This is a genomic window from Bifidobacterium sp. LH_743 (assembly GCF_056355775.1).
In genome coordinates this window covers 68723-87420 of sequence record NZ_JBKESZ010000005.1, presented here as the reverse complement: position 1 = coordinate 87420, position 18698 = coordinate 68723, and the positions used below count along the sequence as shown (strand labels likewise).

Sequence of the window (18698 nt, the reverse complement as noted above, 5' to 3'; positions counted from 1 at the left end):
TGGAATTAGGCGTTTGCTCGTGTCCGGATTCGAAGCTGACCGTCTACGGAACGCAAAAATCACCTACGAAATGCTGTCAGTCGCTCTGCGTTGTGTCTATGACGTTGCTGCAATATGCCGTCCTGCCGGCGGTCACGTCTTCGTAGAAGCGCTGTTTTTCGTCGATGTAGGCGATGGCTTTGCGCAGTCCCTCCAGTTGCGCTTCTAGGTGCTCGCGTTTTTCTGCAAGGATTTCCTGCCGTTCCGGTATCGACGACTCACCTTCAAGACAGAGCTGCGTGTAGTGTTGCATCTCTTTGATGCCTAGGCCACATCGTTTGAGACATGTCAGGCCGTTGATCCATGCGATGCATCGTTCATCGAAGACGCGTCGATTGTTGTGATCCCGCTTGAGACCCGGCACGAGCCCTGAATTGCAATAGAACTTCAATGCCTCGTAGTTCATGCCGGTCAGTTCGCAGGCCTGCTTCATCGTGTAGGTTTTCATGTTTTCGCGGAGTGGTATTGCCGTGATTGCCATACATGGCTCCTTTCGGATGCTGCGCGGTGGGACGTTCGGTGGGCGCCACCGGATGAGGTTGGGCTTGGGGCGCGCATTTTGTTTTTGCTTGCGCTCATCATGTCACGCTTCCGGTTGTACTTACCGGTAGATGGTACCGGCGAGTCGTAATTTGACCGGTAGCGACTACCGGATTCTATCGTTAGGGGCATCTCCGGCACATATACCGGTGTTTGATATCAGCGAACTTATGGAAGGAAAAACGATGGAGTATGTGAAACTTGCCAATGGCGTCGAAATCCCGAAGATAGGCTATGGCGTCTTCCAAATCGGCAAGGACGATGCCCCGCGTTGCGTGCGCGAGGCCATTGAGACCGGGTACCGTCATATCGACACCGCGCAGTCGTACTTCAACGAGGCCGAAGTCGGTCAAGGCATCAAGGATTCCGGCATCGACCGCAAGGAGCTGTTCCTCACCACCAAGATCTGGATCAGCAACTACGGTTATGAGAACACGCTGAAGTCTGTCGATGTGTCCTTGAAGAAGCTCGGCACCGACTATCTCGACCTAGTTTTGCTGCACCAGCCGTTCTCCGATACCTACGGCGCATGGCGAGCACTGGAAAAGCTTTACAAGGACGGCGTGATTCGTGCCATCGGCGTAAGCAACTTCTACCCGGACCGTCTGGCCGACATGGTCGCCTTCAACGAGATCGCCCCCATGGTCAACCAGGTCGAGACCAACCCGTTCAACCAGCAGATCGAAGCCCGCGAGAACATGGTCAAGCGTGGTGTGGCACAGGAGGCATGGGCGCCGTTCGGGGAGGGCATGCAGAACATGTTCTCCAATCCCACCCTGGCTAAGATTGGCGAGGCGCGCGGTAAGTCCGTCGCCCAGGTGATCCTGCGCTGGCTCACCCAGCGCGACATCGTCGCCCTGCCCAAGTCCACACACAAGGAGCGTATGGAGGAGAATCTGAACATCTTCGATTTCCGACTCTCCGACGACGAGATGGCAACCATCGCGGGACTCGACACCAAGACCAGCATGTTCTTCCGTCACGACACCCCCGAAGCGGTCGACCGCTTCGTCGGCTACGTCAAGGATCGCACCGGTCGCGAGTGATTCCGACCTCTGATTTTCCAGAGCGCCGGCCGGAACGGCGGGTGCTCGACGCCGACGTGCATCCGCCGAACGTTTTGCCGGAATATAACGGTATGGCCTATGAGGGGATGGCTACGCATCGTAGCAGGCGGGAGGTTGGCGAATGCATTGGAATTGGAAGGATAGAGCATGAGCAGCGGATGCATGGTGCAAGCGTATTGACCGAAAAGAATAGTCTTCTATGGAATCTCTTGCATTTGTGCTTTGACCGCGTTTTGGCTGCGGTGCAGCCTTGGGTGGGCTGCGATAGTTGGTTATTTTGTGGGCTCATTGCATCTGCCGCTTCTGTCGACGGGGTTGATGACAACAGAGGCGGCATGGATGGATGCGTTGTGGTTGGATTTTCCTTCGTCAAGATTGGGCGCTTTGCCTATTCTTCCCATTCCGTTCCGGACGGATTCCGGGATGGCTGTACGGACTGCGCGCCCAGTTTCGGTGCTGCGCTCGCCGTGGGCTGCGCCATGCCTTGCGGCGCGAACACGGTTCCGCCTCGTGGCGAATAAGCGGGTTGCGGCGCGGCGAAAATGTCCTCATTCCGGACTTCGGCGGAGGTGGAATCGCTCGTGAAATTGGAAGCCGCACTGTATCCGGAGGCTGTCTGCGGACGCCGACCGGCCCGCATGCTGGCCGCCATTTCCATACGTTCGATCGACATCTCGTCGAATCGTGCGCCTTCCGGATCGCTGGGCAAGGCCATGAATATAAGGTAGGCGATAGGTGCGGCGACGATGAGCAGCAAAGCGATGATCACCGCGCCAATACCGGTGCGGATGCCGTCCATCGATCCGTCTCCGCCGATCGCACGCAACGCGCCCATGCCGAGCGTCAACCCTCCGAACCGGCCGATGAGATTGCCTATGCCCGAAACGACGAGCAGCGCGACGAGGACCTTGCCATCCCTGCCGCTGTCATGCAGACGCCGTACGGAAAGGGTGATGAAGGGTACGAACAGCACCACTTTCACGATGGTCTCCACGATATTGGAGGTTCTGTCGTCGATGCTTGACAGTCCGATGAGCACGCCAAGCATGAAAAGCAGCAGCCAGTATGTCAGCAGACACCACCAGAATTCACTGCGCGACGCGCGTCCCTTGGTGTCGAGGAACTTCTTCCAGAATCGCACGTTGGCATCGGCGATATTGCAACCGTATGCAGGAAGATCGAGACTGTGAGCACGGCTGATTTCGGCGTAATCGATGGCGGGTGGTGCCACGGGTGTGCCGGATGCGGCGTAGTAGCTGTTATATTGTTGCGATTGCTGGTCTCCGCTCGTTGTGCCTGATGGTGATGTGTTCATATTGAGGGAGCCATAGGGGTTATATGGATTTTGGGAACCGTACTGGTCTGGTGCCGTCATTGGTTGCCTTTCGACTGGGAAAACGACTTCCGACACATGAATACAGTGAAAACGATAGCATAATCGGATATTTTCCGAGAATCCATATCACGAGCTGGAATATTCCGTATTAGCTCCTGAGATTGCCGCTCACCCACAATTGCCATCGTGGATGGAAGCTGCGATCTGGTCGCTTTGCTCATCCATCGCGTACTCGGCCAGACCTTGCTGTTGTTCGGCGATGCGTCCGCGGTCGGCTCCGAAATACAGCGCGGAATAGGAATTCGTCACCGCTTCCGTACGGTCACCGGCGATCGCGGGCTGTATGGTTCCGCAGGAGATCATGATTGAACGATGCGAAAGCTCATGTTTGACGACATCCACCAACCAGGGGCTTCGCGTGGTCTGCGTCCATGACGGATGTGTGGTGAGGATGTGTACGACGTTCCGTTGCGCACGATCCGATGTCTGACAGTAATACGCCACGGTGAGCTCCTGGGGGAGACCATCGGTCTGTCCGCCGCAGCTGTATTCCATGGTCTGCTCGATCTGCACGCCCATCGTTCCCGCCACGTTCGTAGCGAGCGTGTACCAACCGGCCGGATCAAGGTCGCCATTGAGCGTCGGTACGGCGATTGCCGCGGCGGAGCCTTCCGCGTCATGTAGGTTGGCCACCGCGTCCGACACCTGCTGTTTCACCGTCGAACGTAGCTTTTGCAGCGACTGCAGATCGGTGAGCAGTTCCCGCATGGATGAGTAATGACGGTCCTTCCCGTATCGGTCGATCAGCTCGTTCACCTGCGTCGGATCATCCACCTGCAACAGCCATTGGCCACCATGCTGGGTGAAATCGTCCGCCATGGTTTTGTCCACCGCATCGAGCAGCGTCTTGGTCTGCTTGTCGAGGTTACTCGCCGTGATCCGCATATTGGCAACGGCTTCCTGCTGACGATTGCGATTCAGCGAACCGAGCGCACGCTGCACTGGATCGCGCGTGGTGATCGACTGAATCTCCCTGGTTTTCGCCAACTGGTCGTAGTCGGTGATGTACTGCTGCACGGTTTCGATTTGCGCTGCGTATTCGTCCGGATTCTCCATGCCCTGCGCGAATGCGATACTGTCCTGCGCTGTCTGCCGAATACCCTGCATGGTTTCGATTTGCTGCGTAGCCCAATCGCTTTCGTCTGATGCGGTGCCTTTTTTGAAATACACAGCCGTGACGAATACCGCGCATATGATGACCACAATCAGAATATTTTTGGCGATTCGCAGACCGCGCGAATTCGAATCAGTCAACAGCATAACCTCAGTCTACTGGAGCGTGACGCATCTCGTCGCCGCTCATCTTTTCTATAAACGAATAAAAATCGGACATATGTCGAACACGGATGGCGGGTAATTACTTCCGTTTGGACCCGTCCGGCCAGGCGATGCCCGTATTGGGGGAGTGCATCACGTTCTCGTAGATGTCGTTGCGAACGTAGATGTCGTAGGAGTCGGTCGATCGCTGGTCTTTCCAAGGCGTGACGGTATCGGCGACGTGAACTTTGGTGTAGTCGTTGCGATCGTATCCCAGAACGGAAAAATAGAACGGCTGGTAGATGGTGTCGTAGACTTCCGGCTCGCCCCAGCTTTTCCAAGCGGCAAGATCCTTTTTGCTCTCGTAGGGGTGTTCTATCCAATCCCATGACGCAAAGCTGTGGCCTTTGTACGCGTTCGCCGCAAGATTGTGCTTGAAGTACGGGGCCATTTCCGTCTGTGTCCGTGGCAGCCAGGAAGTGTAATCGATGCAATCGTTTCCGCCGGCGCAGTAACCGCCTTTGTCGATCAATTCGGCGACGCTTGGCGTGGTGTCGGCCGTCTTGACGAGACGGGTCCATCCGGACATCCACCGGTACTTATCCAGATGATAGGTTTTGGCATAGTTCGCCATCGCCCTGGAAGGCGCGTAATCGTAACGGATGTCGCAGATGCTCGCGCTGACAGTCCAATACACGCTGACGAGCATGAGCGCCATTCCAAGTGCTTTCATCAGATTGAAATAGCGTAGCGAGGTTTTTTCTCCAAGCTTACCGATGAACCAATCAGCCAAAGCCAAGCACCGTTTCGGCCAGTCGTCGGCGCTTATGGGTTCCGTCTCGCAGTCGATGGCCAGAATCGCCATGAAGAATCCCAGCACGATGCCGTTGTGATGTGTGGAGAAGTGTTGCATGAACGCGATGCTTATCGCGAGATACGTGGTCAGCAGCAGCGCCATATGATTCCTGCGTCGGCTGATTTGGATGAGGAATGCCCACATCAGTCCGGAGAAAAGCCCCGCCTCGATGACTTGGTCCCATGAAAGCGTCACAAAGTTGAGGGAGGAGCTTGTCTGAATTGATGTGAACAGCGTTTCGGATGGCAGCAGGATCCAAGCGTTGAGGAACTGCTGCCAGATGGGGACCGGTTCGTAGATTCCGTGCATGTCGAAATTGCCGTGGAACACATCCTTCGCTGGAATGACGTCGAGGATCAGAATCACGGCGAACGCCAGCAATACAAGCAAAGCGAAGAACCTTCGCTTATTGTGGATCGGCGAATGGTCGGATTTCAGGAACCCGAGCACCCAGTTGGCTGCGAACATGCCGGCGATCACGATGCCGTACGAGCTGGTCAGGCACAGCAGCATCAGACTGAACACCTCGTGCCAAGGCTTCTTGTTGCGCGTCTTCCAATTGATGGCCACAAGCAGCATCGCGCAGATCATCAGCGCATACGGACGTGAGGTGACGCCGTACTGGTAGCACAGGAAGTAGGAGAACGGCAGTATCGTCTTGAACAGCTCCGGCAGCTTGGTCTTGAATTCGAGCAGCCAGACCATGAGCGTGGCGAAGATCAGGTTGACGCTCTTCAGACCGATTTCGTAGGGAACGCCCAGCTTGGCGGGCACGGCAAGAATCATCCACCACAGCGGCGGGTGCCCCTCGTAGTGGGGGCGTTCCAGAATCATCTCGCGCCATGAGCAGTCGCGCGCTATGAGCCATGCCTGGGCTTCGTCGAACCACGGCTCGTGGAAACACATCACCGTGGCCACCACGATGACATACACGGCGAGAACCACGCAATGCAAATGAAACGGCGTGATCCAATGCCTGGCTTTGCCGAATCGTGTTGTTTTCCCCGCGGCGGTTGCTGTTGCCGAACTCATTGTCGTTTCCTGTCGTTTACGGAATATGCATTACGATTTTTGGCGCACTGAAAAATGACGGGTCCGCCACGGTCTCGCCGCCACGAACCCGCCATTGGTCCAATCATTCGATGACGGTCAGAAGGATTTGCGTGCGCCGCAGAGCTTCTCGAATTCCTCGCGCACCTGCACCTTCACCATCGCATCCTCGAATGTGATGGTGCCCTTGTTCACCAGGCGCGCCAGATCCTGATCGAGCGTGTGCATGCCTTCCTTCTCGCCAGACTGCAGCACGGTGCGGATCTGATGCGCCTTGCCGCTTCGAATCAGTGATGCGACTGCCGGAGTGTTGATCATCACTTCGGTGGCCGGAGCGCGTCCATGTCCTGTGGCGCGTGGAATCAGCGTCTGCACGATGACGGCACGAAGGGTGGAGGCCACCTGCACGCGAATCTGCTGTTGCTGGTTCTCCGGGTACACGTCGATCAGACGGTCCACGGTGGAGCCTGCATCCTGCGTGTGCAGGGTGGCGAACACCAAATGGCCAGTCTCCACTGCGGTCAACGCGGTGGAGATGGTCTCCAGATCTCGCAATTCGCCGACTTCGATGATGTCCGGATCCTCACGCAGCGCGCGCTTCAACGCCTCCGCGAAGCTCTTCGTATCGGTACCCACCTCGCGCTGGCTCATCACGCACTTCTTATGTTGATGCACGAATTCGATCGGATCCTCGATGGTGATGATATGGTCGGCACGTTCCGCGTTCGCCTTATCCACGATCGCGGCCAACGTGGTCGACTTGCCGGATCCGGTAGGACCGCATACAAGCACCAGACCTCGTGGCAGTAGCGCCAGATCGGCGATACGCGGGTCAAGCCCCAGTTCCTGAGCGGTTTTGATGGTGGTCGGAATGGTACGGAGCGCGGCGCACACGCCCATACGGTCGTGGTACACGTTCACGCGGAAACGGAGCAGATCGCCGATCGCGAAGGAGACATCGAGCTCCCAATCCTCTTTGAACCGTTCAAGCTCCAATTCGTTGGTCATGACCTTCACGGCCTCGTATGTGCGGTTCTTATCCCACACGCTCAGGCCCTTGGCCGGTCTCAGCTTGCCATCCACGCGCAGCATCGGCGGATCGTTGACCACCAGATGCAAATCGGAGGCGTTGAGCTCCACCAGCTGGCGGATCGCGGCAACGAACTCGTCATCCGCCTCAGGATGCTCCGCGCGCAGTAGATCCTCCACCTGCTGGGCTTTGACCTTGCGTTCCTTCGGCACCGCATCCTCGTCGGAATCACTGGTTTCAGGCACCACGAAATCCGCGAAGGGCATGACCTGTGGCTGTCTCGGCACCTGATACATGGCGTTCTGCGGAATGTGGTTGATGACCAGCGGATTGCTCTGCACCGCGGTCTGCGTGACATCGGCCTGGGTCTTCGCAAAAGGCGTGTTGCCTGGCACGAATGCCGGAGGCTCGCTGTCTATCTGCTGAATGGGGCCGGATTCCACTCTTTTGGGAGTGGGTTCAGTGGCATCGACATCAGCGTCGAACTGCAGCTGGTCGGAATCGACCTGCTGGTTTTCGGGCGTCGACGGGAATATGTACGTGTCCTGCTTCGGTTGGACCGCATCCTGCTGCATGACGGGCTGCGTCTGGCTTTCGGACGATTGGAAGGTCTGCTCCACATTCTGCGGCTGCCGGTATTCCTGTTGTGGTGCGGGCTGCGCAACAGGCTGGGCGATTGGCTGCGCGGATGGCTGCTGTTGCACCGTCGGCTGTGATTGGGCAACAGCAGGTTGTTGCCCAATGGGCTGTGTGACGGCAGTCTGCTGCGTCTGTTGCACGGGCGGTTGCACTTGCGTCTGCTGCTTATCCGGCGCTGAACCGGGAATATCCACCTCATCCTGTTGCACCGCCGGCATGGAATCCATGGTGGAGAAAATGTTCCTTAGATCGCTGTCGCCCACTTGGATGGCGTCGTCGGTCGACCAATGACGCCCCTTGTTCGGATCGCCGCCGCCGAATGTCGGCGCCGTATTCGGAATGGTCACGCCCTTAAGCCCCGCAAGGGCGTTGGGGCCGTCCCACGTCGATTGTTCGTCGGTCATTGCCGTCCTTTGCTGTTGAGACTGCTGCGCCGGCTGCTGGGTCTTCTGCGACTTGCCTTCCTTGCCGAACACATTGAAAATGCTGATTGCGCTCATGATGCACGCTCACTTTCCTCACACCGTCACGCGGAGCACTTCCTCCACGGAGGTGATGCCTTGAAGGACCTTCTGCCAACCATCCTCACGAAGAGTGGTCATGCCTTGTTCCCTTGCGGCCTTGTCGATATCGATAGAAGTGGCGCCACGGGCGATGAGATCCTCCATAGTGGAATCCACGCCCATGACCTGCTGGATGGCCACACGCCCGCTATAGCCGGTGTTGGCGCATTCACGGCAACCTACCGGACGCCACACCGTGGGGAGAGGAGTTCCGGGCTTGCGGTCCACGCCCATCATCCTGAGCTCCACCTCAGTGGCGGTGTCCTGACGCTTGCACTTCTTGCACAGGCGTCGGGCGAGTCGTTGGGCCATGACCGCGGCGAGCGACGAGCTCAGCAGGAACGGTTCCACGCCCATTTCAGTCAAACGGGTGACGGCGCTTGGCGCATCGTTGGTATGCAGCGTGGACAGTACCAAGTGGCCCGTCAACGAAGCTTCGATGGCGATGTTGGCGGTCTCCTCGTCACGGATCTCACCGATGAGCACCACATCCGGATCGGCACGAAGAATCGAACGAAGGGCCGCGGCGAACGTCATGCCGGCCTTGTTGTTGACCTGCACCTGGTTGATGCCCTTCATGCGGAACTCCACCGGGTCCTCAACGGTGATGATGTTGATTTCCGGCTTCGCCACATCACCCAAAGTGGCGTACAGGGTGGTCGACTTACCAGAACCCGTAGGACCGGTGACCAGCACCAGACCATATGGACGGTTGTACGCTTTGGAGAACACGTCGAAATTGCGCTGGCTGAAGTTCAGATCCTCCACCTTGAGATTGCCGGAAGGCGTGCTCAGGATTCGCATGACGATCTTCTCGCCCCACACCGTAGGCAGCGCGGCCACACGAAGATCCACCTTTTTGCCGTTGTGCCTGACGGTGATACGGCCATCCTGCGGCTTGCGGCGCTCGCCGATGTCCATGTCGGACATGACCTTGATGCGGCTGATCACGCCCTGGGTCATGGCCTTCGGCGCCTTTTGGAACACGTGCAGCACGCCGTCGATACGGTAGCGTACCAGCAGGCCGTCTTCCTGCGGTTCGATGTGGATGTCGGAGCAGTGGTCGTCGATGGCCTGGTTGATGAGCAGGCTGACGAATCGTGCGACGGGGGAGGCATCCTCGGCGTTGTCCTCCTCGAGGTCGACCTCCTTCTTCGCGGTCGCCGCGATCTCCTGCGAAAGCTCGTTCAGCTCGGCGTTGGCTCGCAGATAGCGGTTGATGGATTCCCTGACCTGCGAAGGCATGGCGACCATGGGGATGACCGGCATGCCGGTGGTCGCGGAGACGTCGTCGATGGCGGCGAAGTTCTTCGGATCGGCCATGGCCACGGTGATGCGTCCATTGACGATGGACAGCGGCAGAAGCTGGTTGGTGCGGCACAGGTCGTCGGGCACCATATTGACGACTTCCTTGTCGATCTGGTACTCGTTAAGATCGACGAACGGCAGACTCATGCCTTGGGCCAGCGCCATGGCGTATTGGCGTTCGGTTTTTTCATCCATGCCGTTCTTCGGATCGGGCATGGCCGGGAAGTCGCCGGTGGCGTCGTTGGCCGAAGCGGCTGCGTGACGTGGTTGGCTTGGCGCGAAGATCTGGTTGATCTCACCCGTTGTCGGAACATGCGGATCCATACGCTGAGAGAAGCTGCTCGGCGTGTCTTCGTTTCGATTGCGTTTGAGGAAGGGGAAACGCCCTCCTGAACCAGCGTCGCTCATAATGACCTCCTGGACCGTGGACTGGTGTGCGCGGCATAAGAACAAGAACCCTTGCAAATGTTGGCATCCGCGGGCTCAAGAATGTTCAGTTTTCTAAGGTCATGTGAGCTGTGGCCACGCCTTGCGACGTGTCACTTCCACATATATTAGCGCGTCAGCCCGGCAAAATCGAGCCAGATGCATATTTGCCGGGGTATGCAATCGTTGGCATGGAATTCGTGATACAGTATCGGATATCTGTGAAGGACCGAAGCGTCTACGGTTCTGAGAAAATTCCTGTCACCTCCAAAGATGGGGTGATTTTCGCACTGAAGGAGCTGCTCATGGAGCGAGCGGGAAGCGGCAATGTGGCAGGGCTTGCGGCAGGTCGTGTCAAACGATTGACGAATCGGGGTGAGGCGGGCTTCACTTTGGTGGAGGTGCTGGTGGCCGTGGTGGTGCTGAGCGTCACCGGTCTGGCCGCGGCGCAGTTCGCCATCACGGCCATCCACACGTCATACGCCCAGCAGCAGCGGTCCACCGCCGTCTCATTGGGCAGTGACGGTATCGAACGTATGAGGGCGCAGATAGCGGACGACAAATCGAAGCCGGCTCAGTATTATGTCGATCTGCTGGCCGGCATGGGAGTGGATGGCGTCAATCAAGCGCAGGCTAATCTCGCCGCGGTGGGGGCTATAAGCTCCCAGCCTTCGGATCTGGCTGCGACGGATACGCCGGACACGGATGCCGGCAAATACATCCAGCCGGTGCGTGCCACCACAGGCAAAGATGCCAAACAGACCAAGTATACGGTGAACACCGTGGTGGAGAAATGCTATCGGCTGAGCGGAACCATGGATTGCAAAACCGCCTCGGCCCTCGGCATCAGCGGCGGCTCGAGCATCGCCGGATTGGACGGTACCGAGGACTCGTCGTTGAAATCCGCGATATTGAGCCGGAATTCCATTCCCACCAAGGGATTCATCTACGAATCGAAGACCTATATGCCCATGGTCCGCGTGGTGGTGGGCGTCACTTGGAAAGACGGCATGAACAACGGCAAGACGACGGCCGTCTACACCACCAACGAGCTGCTCAATGTGGTCGGAGACTAGGAATCGAGGCACATCATGGAAGAAAAGCATTCCGGATTCAGTCTGAACCGCCGGCTGTTGCGCGTATTGCGCAGACGTGCGGAGGGGCAGGGCGGCGTCACCTTGGTGGAGATGACGGTCTCGCTGTTCATCTTCGCGGTGGTGTCCACTTTGTTCACCATGTCTATCGTGCAGTATCTGCACACCACCAGTTCCGACACCATCCGCGCCAGATCATCTACGGAGATAGCCACGTCGGTGCGCAGCCTGGACCAATACATCCGCAACGCGGAAGGCGTCAAGGACGAGGGCGGCAAGATCACATTGGTCACCCATGACTCCGATGGGGTGAAGCAATGCGCGGTGATCGACTACACGGAAGCCACCTGGTCGGGCAAATCGGTGGACAGCTATGGGTCGGTGACGGTGAGAACCAGGCCATATGATGCCGGTTCCGGCGCATGGAGCAGACATGTGGTGCTTGGATCGGTGATGAACTCCGCCACAGCCACCACCACGGACGACGCATTATTCAACACGAGTCTTTTCACGGTGGACGCCAGCACCCGGGTGGTCCGGTATTCTCCGGTCACAGGTTCGTTCGTGGGCGGCAAGCCGGTCACATCGAACACGTCCACGTCGTTCACCGCGCGTAATGTCGCATCCGGCGCATCAGTCGATTTCAACAAGTGTGGATGAGCGCTTTCTGCTTAACGTTTTCATCTAAACGACCCTCTTTGGAGAGCCGTTTTTTGTATTGGTTATGTGACGTTTGTGAGATGGTTTTACGATTTATAACCCCCGACACGCCGATGTAATACGATTTTGTGATGATTTCAGTGATTTTTTTCTTCACGGATTTTGCAGTGTGGCTATGCAAATCTTGCAAACGATTTCAGTGGCTTTGCAAACGTTTCATAAGATTGGTTCAGCGCTGGACCAATTGTGTCGGTTGGGTCGCGGCATCCCGCTGATCCGCAGGTGAAGGTGGGGGTGATTGTCTGTGAAGAAAATGTGTATGAAACTGTGATGGAATTGTGATGCGTTGTTGCACGGGCGCTCATCGGGGAATGTGTTGATTCTGTGTTTGTGGCTGGTTTTTCTGCTCTATAGTTGAAGCCACCTGGTTATGTGAGCCAGAAAAAACAATAAAAAAGGGCGGTTCCGTCAGGGGCCGTGGAAGGCCGCTTCTCGGGTCCACCGTTGGAAGCGATGTGGTGGTCTTCGGGTTTTGGAAAGAAGGATTCATCATGAAGAGCGTGCGTGCTGCTTTGAACCGTCGTGCTAAGGGCGAGAAGGGCTTCACCCTGGTCGAGCTGCTGGTGGTCGTGATCATCATCGGCATCCTCGCCGCGGTGGCCGTGCCGATCTACCTGAACCAGCGCAAGTCCGCGTGGAACTCCACCATTGAGTCGGATGTGAAGAATGCCAGCTTGGTGGTCGAGACCGCCATGACTGCGAACAACGGCAAGTTCGATAGCGGCTGGGCTAAGACCTACAAGGAGGGCAAGACCACCCTGGGCAGCTCCGACCAGGAGATCACCGTCTCCAAGGGTGTGGAGATTACGATTTCGGCGAACGCGGGCGATGGCAACGCTTATACCATCAAGGGTCACGATGACAACACTGGTACGAAGGTGTACACGTACGATTCATCCCTGGGTTCGATGTCTGCTGATAATAAGAAGAAGTGACTTAGTGATGATTCACTGAGTCTAGTGTCGGGGATGGTTTTCCATCCCCGACACCTGCATATCCCATAAAAAACAAAGCACAAAAACATTCGGGGGCAACATGGCCGGCAATGACGCACAGGTTCAGATGGATGGCGGCACAAGGCAGTGGCGCTACAAGGGCGTCTCATTCGACGGTCAGCGCAAAGAGAAGGGCGTGGTCGAGGCGCAGACGCGCGACCAGGCCATCGAACGCATCAAAAAGCTTGGACTATATCCCACAGATCTGGTCGACACGGCGGCAGGCACCGGTCTCAACACGGAAATCAACATCAAAGCGTTCGAGAAATACCCCAGCAAAAAGGACTTCGCCGTCATGGCGCGCCAGCTCGCCACCATGGTGGCGGCCGGCGTCTCTCTGATCCGCGCGTTGAACATCGTCACCGATCAGGTCACCAATCCGAAACTGCGCAAGGCGTTGCAGGCGTGCGTGGCCCAGGTGGAAGGCGGCGCCTCGTTCTCCGAGGCCATGGCCGCCGACCCGGACACCCTGTTTCCGCCCATCATGGTGAACATGATCCGCGCGGGCGAAACCGGTGGCTTCCTGGACAAGTCTCTGATCACCGTGGCCGACAGCTTCGAAGCGGATGTGAGGCTTCAAGGACAGATTAAAGGCGCTCTGGCATATCCGGTCGTGGTGCTCTGCATCGCGTTGGTCCTAGTCGCCGCCATGCTGCTCACTATCGTGCCGACCTTCGCCAGCATGTATGATTCCATGGGCGCGCAGCTGCCTCTCATCACCCAGATCATGGTGGATATGGGCAAGGCGATGCCATACGCATTGCCGATCATCATTGTCGCGGCCATCGCTCTTGCTGTTTTCTGGAAGCGCAACCGCAACAAGGACATCATCCGCACATGGTGGGACCCGTTCACGTTGAAGGCCCCGGTGTTCGGCAAGCTCAGCACCAACGTGGCGCTTGCCCGCTTCTGCAATAACTTCTCATCCATGCTCGCCTCCGGCGTGCCCATTCTTCAGGCGCTCGACATCGTCGGCTCCACATCCGGCAACTACGTGATCGAAGGGGCGTCCAAGCGCGTCGGGCGGCTGGTGGAACGCGGCTACCGTCTTGCGGACAGCATGAGCACCGAGAAGATCTTCCCGAACATGATGGTGCAGATGGTGGCCATCGGCGAGGATTCCGGCGCCATCGACAAGATGCTCGCCAGCGCGGGCAGAGCGTATGACGAAGAGGCGCAATCCATGGCCAAGCAGCTCACCTCGCTGCTCGAACCTTTGATGATTCTTGTTCTGGGTGTGGTCGTCGGCTTCATGGTCGTGGCCCTGTACCTGCCGATGTTCTCCATGTTCGATGCCATCAACGGTCAGGCTGGCAACGCCTGATAGGCGCGATTAATCGTACTCATTCTTTATATAAGGTAGGAGCTGAAGATGAAGCAGACAGGCTTATGGTCGAGGCTGAATCGTAAGTACCGTGCGAAGCTCCGCGAACGTATGGGTGAGCGGGGAGCCGCCATGATGCTGGCCATCCTGTTCGTCATGGTGGTGCTCACCACCTCCGCGTTGGTCATGACCACCCTGTTCGCCCAGGCGATTCCCTACAAGAACAACAAGGAGAACTCCCAAGCCAACTACGCCGCCGAATCCGGCCTCGAAGTGGGCCTGAGCTATCTTCAGGAAACCTTGGAGAAGCTGCAGGGCGCCAGCAGCCTTGATGCGTTTGCGGGACTGCTCCCCGCAACCGCCGCCGATACGGGCAACAGCGCGAAGGATGGTACCTTCACCAAGTATGAGGGCGCATCGGTGCTGCTGAACCATGTCGCCCTCAACAAGGTCGGCTCCGCGACAGACACGGCATCCTACACGCCGGACGATCTGTCCTATCGTGTCCGCATCAATTTCTACAAGGATGACCCGGACGGCGCATCGGCCACCATGATCACCAATCCATCGGATTTGAAGGACACGCAATATGCGGAAATCATCGGAACCGGCTTTGTCAACAGATACAAGGACGGCCGTTCGTCAGGTGATGCCAGACAACCCCAGGCACTGAAACGCGCCATTTGCAAAATCGGGGCTTCGACGGATACGACCACTACGACGCATTCGACGGTGGCCGGTGGCGGTCGAATGGGCATGGGCTTCTATGCCGCGGCTCCCTACAATCGTTTGGACTCGCAGTTCGTGTGGGTTCCGGTCGACTATACCGGAGTGAATCTGGGTTCGGATCCGTCCGGGGAAGTGAAATTCTCCGCCGCGGTGAGTTCCGACAGGACCGATTTCGATGGCCTCAAAAAGGGTACCGCGACGCTGAATCCGGTGAACCGCACCTGCATGCTCGCCACCACGATTCCGGTCACCGACGAGAAGAAGACCATCGCGGAGAACCTTGACCTTTCGAAGACGCCCCAGGCTGGCTCCGGCCTGATCCTGCTCCCGGCTGCGTACAACGCCGGCGGCGACACCTACAAATACACCGAGGAATGCCGTACCGACGGCGCGTATTCCTCACTGAACACATGGGTGTACTACAAGGACAATTCCATCCGTCTCGCCTCGAATATGAATCTCTGCGTCACCGGCGTGAGCATTGAAGATGCGGACGGCAAAGCTCCGGCCACCCTGCAGAAGTGCGGCAAATCGTACGGCGCGCGTTACCAGACGGACTACTATACCGACGCGGCCGCACAGCAGGCCGAGAAATCCGATCCGGACAGCCTGCTCAACAAATACCAGAAGTGGATTTTCTACAACGGTTTCATCAATGCCGGATATTGGAATGAGATGACGGGGGAAGTCAGTTCGGAAGCCGCCAAATACAAATCCCCGCTTCCGGAAAGCAAAGGATACTCCGTCGCGGGCGTGCAGCAGGGCAAGAAGACCAGGTTCCAACGTCTGGAAGCCACCCATTACGGTGCCGACCCGAACAATGAGGGCGACCCCCACTTCGCGGGCGGCAACATCAAGGCGACTCCATATGAACAGGCTTATATGGTGACGAAGTGGACAAGCAATTTCAGCGACTCGTACTTCTCGAACGGCGCCGACATGGAGGATGCCACAGCATCATTCAGCCAGGCGGGTGAAGCGGGACGCCTCACACAGCAGATCGTGAATTCGTCATCCGGATTCTGCACGGTCCTGAGCGCCGACGGCAACAGCGTCTACACCGATACCTGCGATGTCCGCACCGGCGACTTCGACGCGAAATGCTATCAGAAGAGCATCATGGGACAAGGCTTCGATTTCGTCACCACGCATTTCTGCCCGACCGCCGATAAGGAGAATTTCAACTTCACATCCGATCGTGCCGACTATGACGAGGATTCCAGCGATGATGGATCCGGGACGACCACCACCATCAGACTGTACGACACGAATGGCGGCGTGCACTATCTGAAGGCCGAGGGCAGCGCCGTCGGATTGACGACCGATATCAACGACGCCACGAAATTCACCCGATACAACGAGAACAACAAATCCAAATCCGTCACGATCGACGGCAAGACCCAATATCCATGGGCCGGAACGTTCCAGACGGCAAGCAACCTGTGTCTGACTGAAATCTATCCCGGCGATTATGTGAAGAATGATGATACCGGAGCGATTGACCGCCAATACAATCGCAGCGATGGCCATGCCATGCTGAAGATGCTCGAATGCGGATCCAACCGTGACGTGCGCGGCCGCATCATCAAGTCCCAGGCATGGAACGCAGATGTGGATTATGGCCATAAAGGTGGTTTCGGCTCCTACACGTGGACCACGGAAACCACGACCGTCACCATTCCATCCAACACCAATCTTTCCGCGGTGGTGGATTCCAACATCTCCAAGACGAAGAACTGGTGATCGATGATGAGTGTTATCGACGACATTCCTACCGTGGTGGTTCTGTTGGTGGCGTCATTCGTCATTGGCTGCATCTTCGGATCGTTTCTGAACGTGGTGATCTGGCGCGTGCCGAACCACATCAGCATCACCAATCCGAAACGCAGCTTCTGCCCGAAATGCAAAGCGCAGATCGCATGGTACGACAACATCCCCATCATCTCCTGGCTGGTGCTCGGCGCGAAATGCCGGCATTGCAAAGAGCCGATCGCCGCGCGCTACCCGCTGGTCGAATCGCTTGGAGGCATCGCCTTCCTTGCCGTGACCATCGGCGGGCTGTCCGGCGCATACACGCCATGGGTGTTGCCGTTGCTGTATGTGTTCGCCTGCGTGTCCATCGTCATCGCGTTCATCGACCTGGACCACCATCTCATCCTCAACGTGGTGCTGCTGCCGACGTTCGTCGCCACCGTGGCGTTGTTGGCCTTGGCATCGCTCGGCACAGGGGAGTGGCTGCGCCTCGGACGCGGAGCGCTTTGCGCGTTGATACTGTTCGCGTTCTATTTCGTGCTTTCCCTCATCTGGAAAGGAGGTATGGGGGATGGTGACATCAAACTCGCGTTCATCCTCGGACTCGTGCTTGGATGGCTGGGCTGGCCGCAGTTCATCATCGGCGCGTTCGCCGCGTTCTTCATCGGAGGAGCGGTGAGTCTGGTTCTACTCGCCGGCAAGAAGGTAGGCCTGCACGGAGGCATTCCTTTCGGCCCTTCGATGCTGCTCGGCGCTTGGCTCGGCATCTTCGCCGGCGCACCGATCGCCACACTGTACCTGCAATTCACCGGACTCGCATAGCGCATCCGTGTTTCAGGACCTATATATAAGGAGAGACCATGAGAGCAATAACGGCGCTGTCGATTGGGAACGACGCCATACGGGCGGCGGTTATAGACGGCCCCTACACGGATTCGCCCACCATCAAGCATTTCCAAGCGATTCCACTTCCCACCGGAGCCGTTGTGGATGGCGAAGTGGTGGACGTCGACGTGGTCACCGGCATTTTGAAGACGCTGGTGGAACGGTTCAAGTTCCCGCGTGAGAACACCGCTCTCGTCTATTCGAGCCGTCGAATGGTGTTCCGTGAAGCGGATTTCCCGTTCATGCCCCTTGCGGACCTGCGGTCCACTTTGCCGTTCCAGGCCAAAGGCATGATTCCGCTGCCCATCGAGGAATCCGAATTGGACTTCGTGCCGATGTCCATCGTGAACAACGAACAGGAAGGCAAGCAGCTGCACGGCATTTTGGTGGCCACCCTGCGCAGCGGCTTGGAGAAGACCGCACGCACCGCCGAAGAAGCCGGTTTTGTCATCACCTCCATAGACGCCGGCCCATTCGCGTTGGCCCGACTGTTCGGAGACTCCAACCAGACGCAGACCGAAGCCGTGGTCAACGTCAGCGGCAACTGCACCGACGTCATCGTGCTCAAAGACGGCAAACCGGCATACATGCGAGTCGTGCCGTCCGGCGCCGATGACGTGAGCGACGGCATCGCCAGCGCGCTGAGCATCTCCTTCGACGATGCGGAACGGATCAAGAACCAGATCGGCCTGCAGAACGTGACCGGTGACGAGCGGCTCGAAAAAGCCGAAGAGGTGATCCGTGAAACTACGGCGCAGCTCATCGTCGGCATCCGCAACACGCTGAACATGTACGACATCGACCATGCGGACAGCCCTATCAGCGGTGTCATCCTCGCCGGCGCGGGCGCTCGACTCATCGGCCTGCCGCCGGTGCTGGCCAGCTCCATTAACAAGGTGGTGCGCATCGGCGATCCGTTCGTCCGCTTCAAACTGTCCAAGGAAGTGGAACGGCAGAACATCGTGGCACACGCGGTCGATCTGGGCGGTGTGCTTGGACTGGTGATCGGAAAGAAGCCGAGGTGAGCG

General features: G+C 57.6%; 14 protein-coding genes. 8 read left to right on the top strand and 6 right to left on the bottom strand.

Annotated elements, in window-relative coordinates:
* Nucleotides 1-76: 76 nt before the first annotated feature.
* The gene (locus AC1ATL_RS07770; protein WP_476569787.1) at nt 77-520 is read right to left on the bottom strand and encodes a MerR family transcriptional regulator; all 444 of its coding nucleotides are present in this window, start codon (nt 518-520) and stop codon (nt 77-79) included.
* A gap of 244 nt (nt 521-764) precedes the next feature.
* On the opposite strand from AC1ATL_RS07770, the gene AC1ATL_RS07765 reads away from it, so the two are divergent.
* Nucleotides 765-1625, top strand: a complete 861-nt coding sequence (locus AC1ATL_RS07765) for an aldo/keto reductase (RefSeq protein WP_476569786.1) — start codon at nt 765-767, stop codon at nt 1623-1625.
* Between the two features lie 409 nt (nt 1626-2034).
* Here the strand turns inward: AC1ATL_RS07765 and AC1ATL_RS07760 are convergent, their stop codons facing one another.
* The 5 genes from AC1ATL_RS07760 to AC1ATL_RS07740 form a co-directional block, all read right to left on the bottom strand.
* The gene (locus tag AC1ATL_RS07760) at nt 2035-2961 is read right to left on the bottom strand and encodes a DUF805 domain-containing protein (protein ID WP_476569785.1); all 927 of its coding nucleotides are present in this window, start codon (nt 2959-2961) and stop codon (nt 2035-2037) included.
* Nucleotides 2962-3150: 189 nt separating this feature from the next.
* Nucleotides 3151-4302 carry a hypothetical protein gene (locus tag AC1ATL_RS07755; RefSeq protein ID WP_476569784.1) on the bottom strand — a complete coding sequence of 384 codons (1152 nt, stop codon included), beginning with the start codon at nt 4300-4302 and terminating at the stop codon, nt 3151-3153.
* A 97-nt stretch (nt 4303-4399) separates the two neighbouring features.
* A complete protein-coding gene (locus tag AC1ATL_RS07750; RefSeq protein WP_476569783.1) occupies nt 4400-6187 on the bottom strand; it encodes a hypothetical protein in 1788 nt (595 codons plus the stop codon).
* 117 nt (nt 6188-6304) lie between these two features.
* A complete protein-coding gene (locus tag AC1ATL_RS07745; RefSeq protein ID WP_476569782.1) occupies nt 6305-8374 on the bottom strand; it encodes a type IV pilus twitching motility protein PilT in 2070 nt (689 codons plus the stop codon).
* Between the two features lie 18 nt (nt 8375-8392).
* Nucleotides 8393-10153, bottom strand: a complete 1761-nt coding sequence (locus AC1ATL_RS07740; protein ID WP_432622879.1) for a GspE/PulE family protein — start codon at nt 10151-10153, stop codon at nt 8393-8395.
* 296 nt (nt 10154-10449) lie between these two features.
* Here AC1ATL_RS07740 and AC1ATL_RS07735 point away from each other — a divergent pair, with 296 nt between their 5' ends.
* The 7 genes from AC1ATL_RS07735 to pilM all read left to right on the top strand — a co-directional run bounded on the left by AC1ATL_RS07735 (nt 10450) and on the right by pilM (nt 18695).
* The gene (locus AC1ATL_RS07735; protein ID WP_432622877.1) at nt 10450-11247 is read left to right on the top strand and encodes a prepilin-type N-terminal cleavage/methylation domain-containing protein; all 798 of its coding nucleotides are present in this window, start codon (nt 10450-10452) and stop codon (nt 11245-11247) included.
* Between the two features lie 15 nt (nt 11248-11262).
* Nucleotides 11263-11925 carry a PulJ/GspJ family protein gene (locus AC1ATL_RS07730; RefSeq protein WP_476569781.1) on the top strand — a complete coding sequence of 221 codons (663 nt, stop codon included), beginning with the start codon at nt 11263-11265 and terminating at the stop codon, nt 11923-11925.
* Between the two features lie 551 nt (nt 11926-12476).
* Nucleotides 12477-12920 carry a type IV pilin protein gene (locus tag AC1ATL_RS07725; RefSeq protein WP_432622873.1) on the top strand — a complete coding sequence of 148 codons (444 nt, stop codon included), beginning with the start codon at nt 12477-12479 and terminating at the stop codon, nt 12918-12920.
* A 100-nt stretch (nt 12921-13020) separates the two neighbouring features.
* Nucleotides 13021-14304 carry a type II secretion system F family protein gene (locus tag AC1ATL_RS07720; RefSeq protein ID WP_476569780.1) on the top strand — a complete coding sequence of 428 codons (1284 nt, stop codon included), beginning with the start codon at nt 13021-13023 and terminating at the stop codon, nt 14302-14304.
* Between the two features lie 48 nt (nt 14305-14352).
* Nucleotides 14353-16776, top strand: coding sequence for a hypothetical protein (locus tag AC1ATL_RS07715; RefSeq protein WP_476569779.1), 2424 nt, complete (start codon nt 14353-14355; stop codon nt 16774-16776).
* A 3-nt stretch (nt 16777-16779) separates the two neighbouring features.
* Nucleotides 16780-17607 carry a prepilin peptidase gene (locus AC1ATL_RS07710; protein ID WP_476569778.1) on the top strand — a complete coding sequence of 276 codons (828 nt, stop codon included), beginning with the start codon at nt 16780-16782 and terminating at the stop codon, nt 17605-17607.
* A gap of 38 nt (nt 17608-17645) precedes the next feature.
* Nucleotides 17646-18695, top strand: a complete 1050-nt coding sequence (pilM, locus tag AC1ATL_RS07705; protein WP_476569777.1) for a type IV pilus assembly protein PilM — start codon at nt 17646-17648, stop codon at nt 18693-18695.
* Nucleotides 18696-18698: the final 3 nt, after the last annotated feature.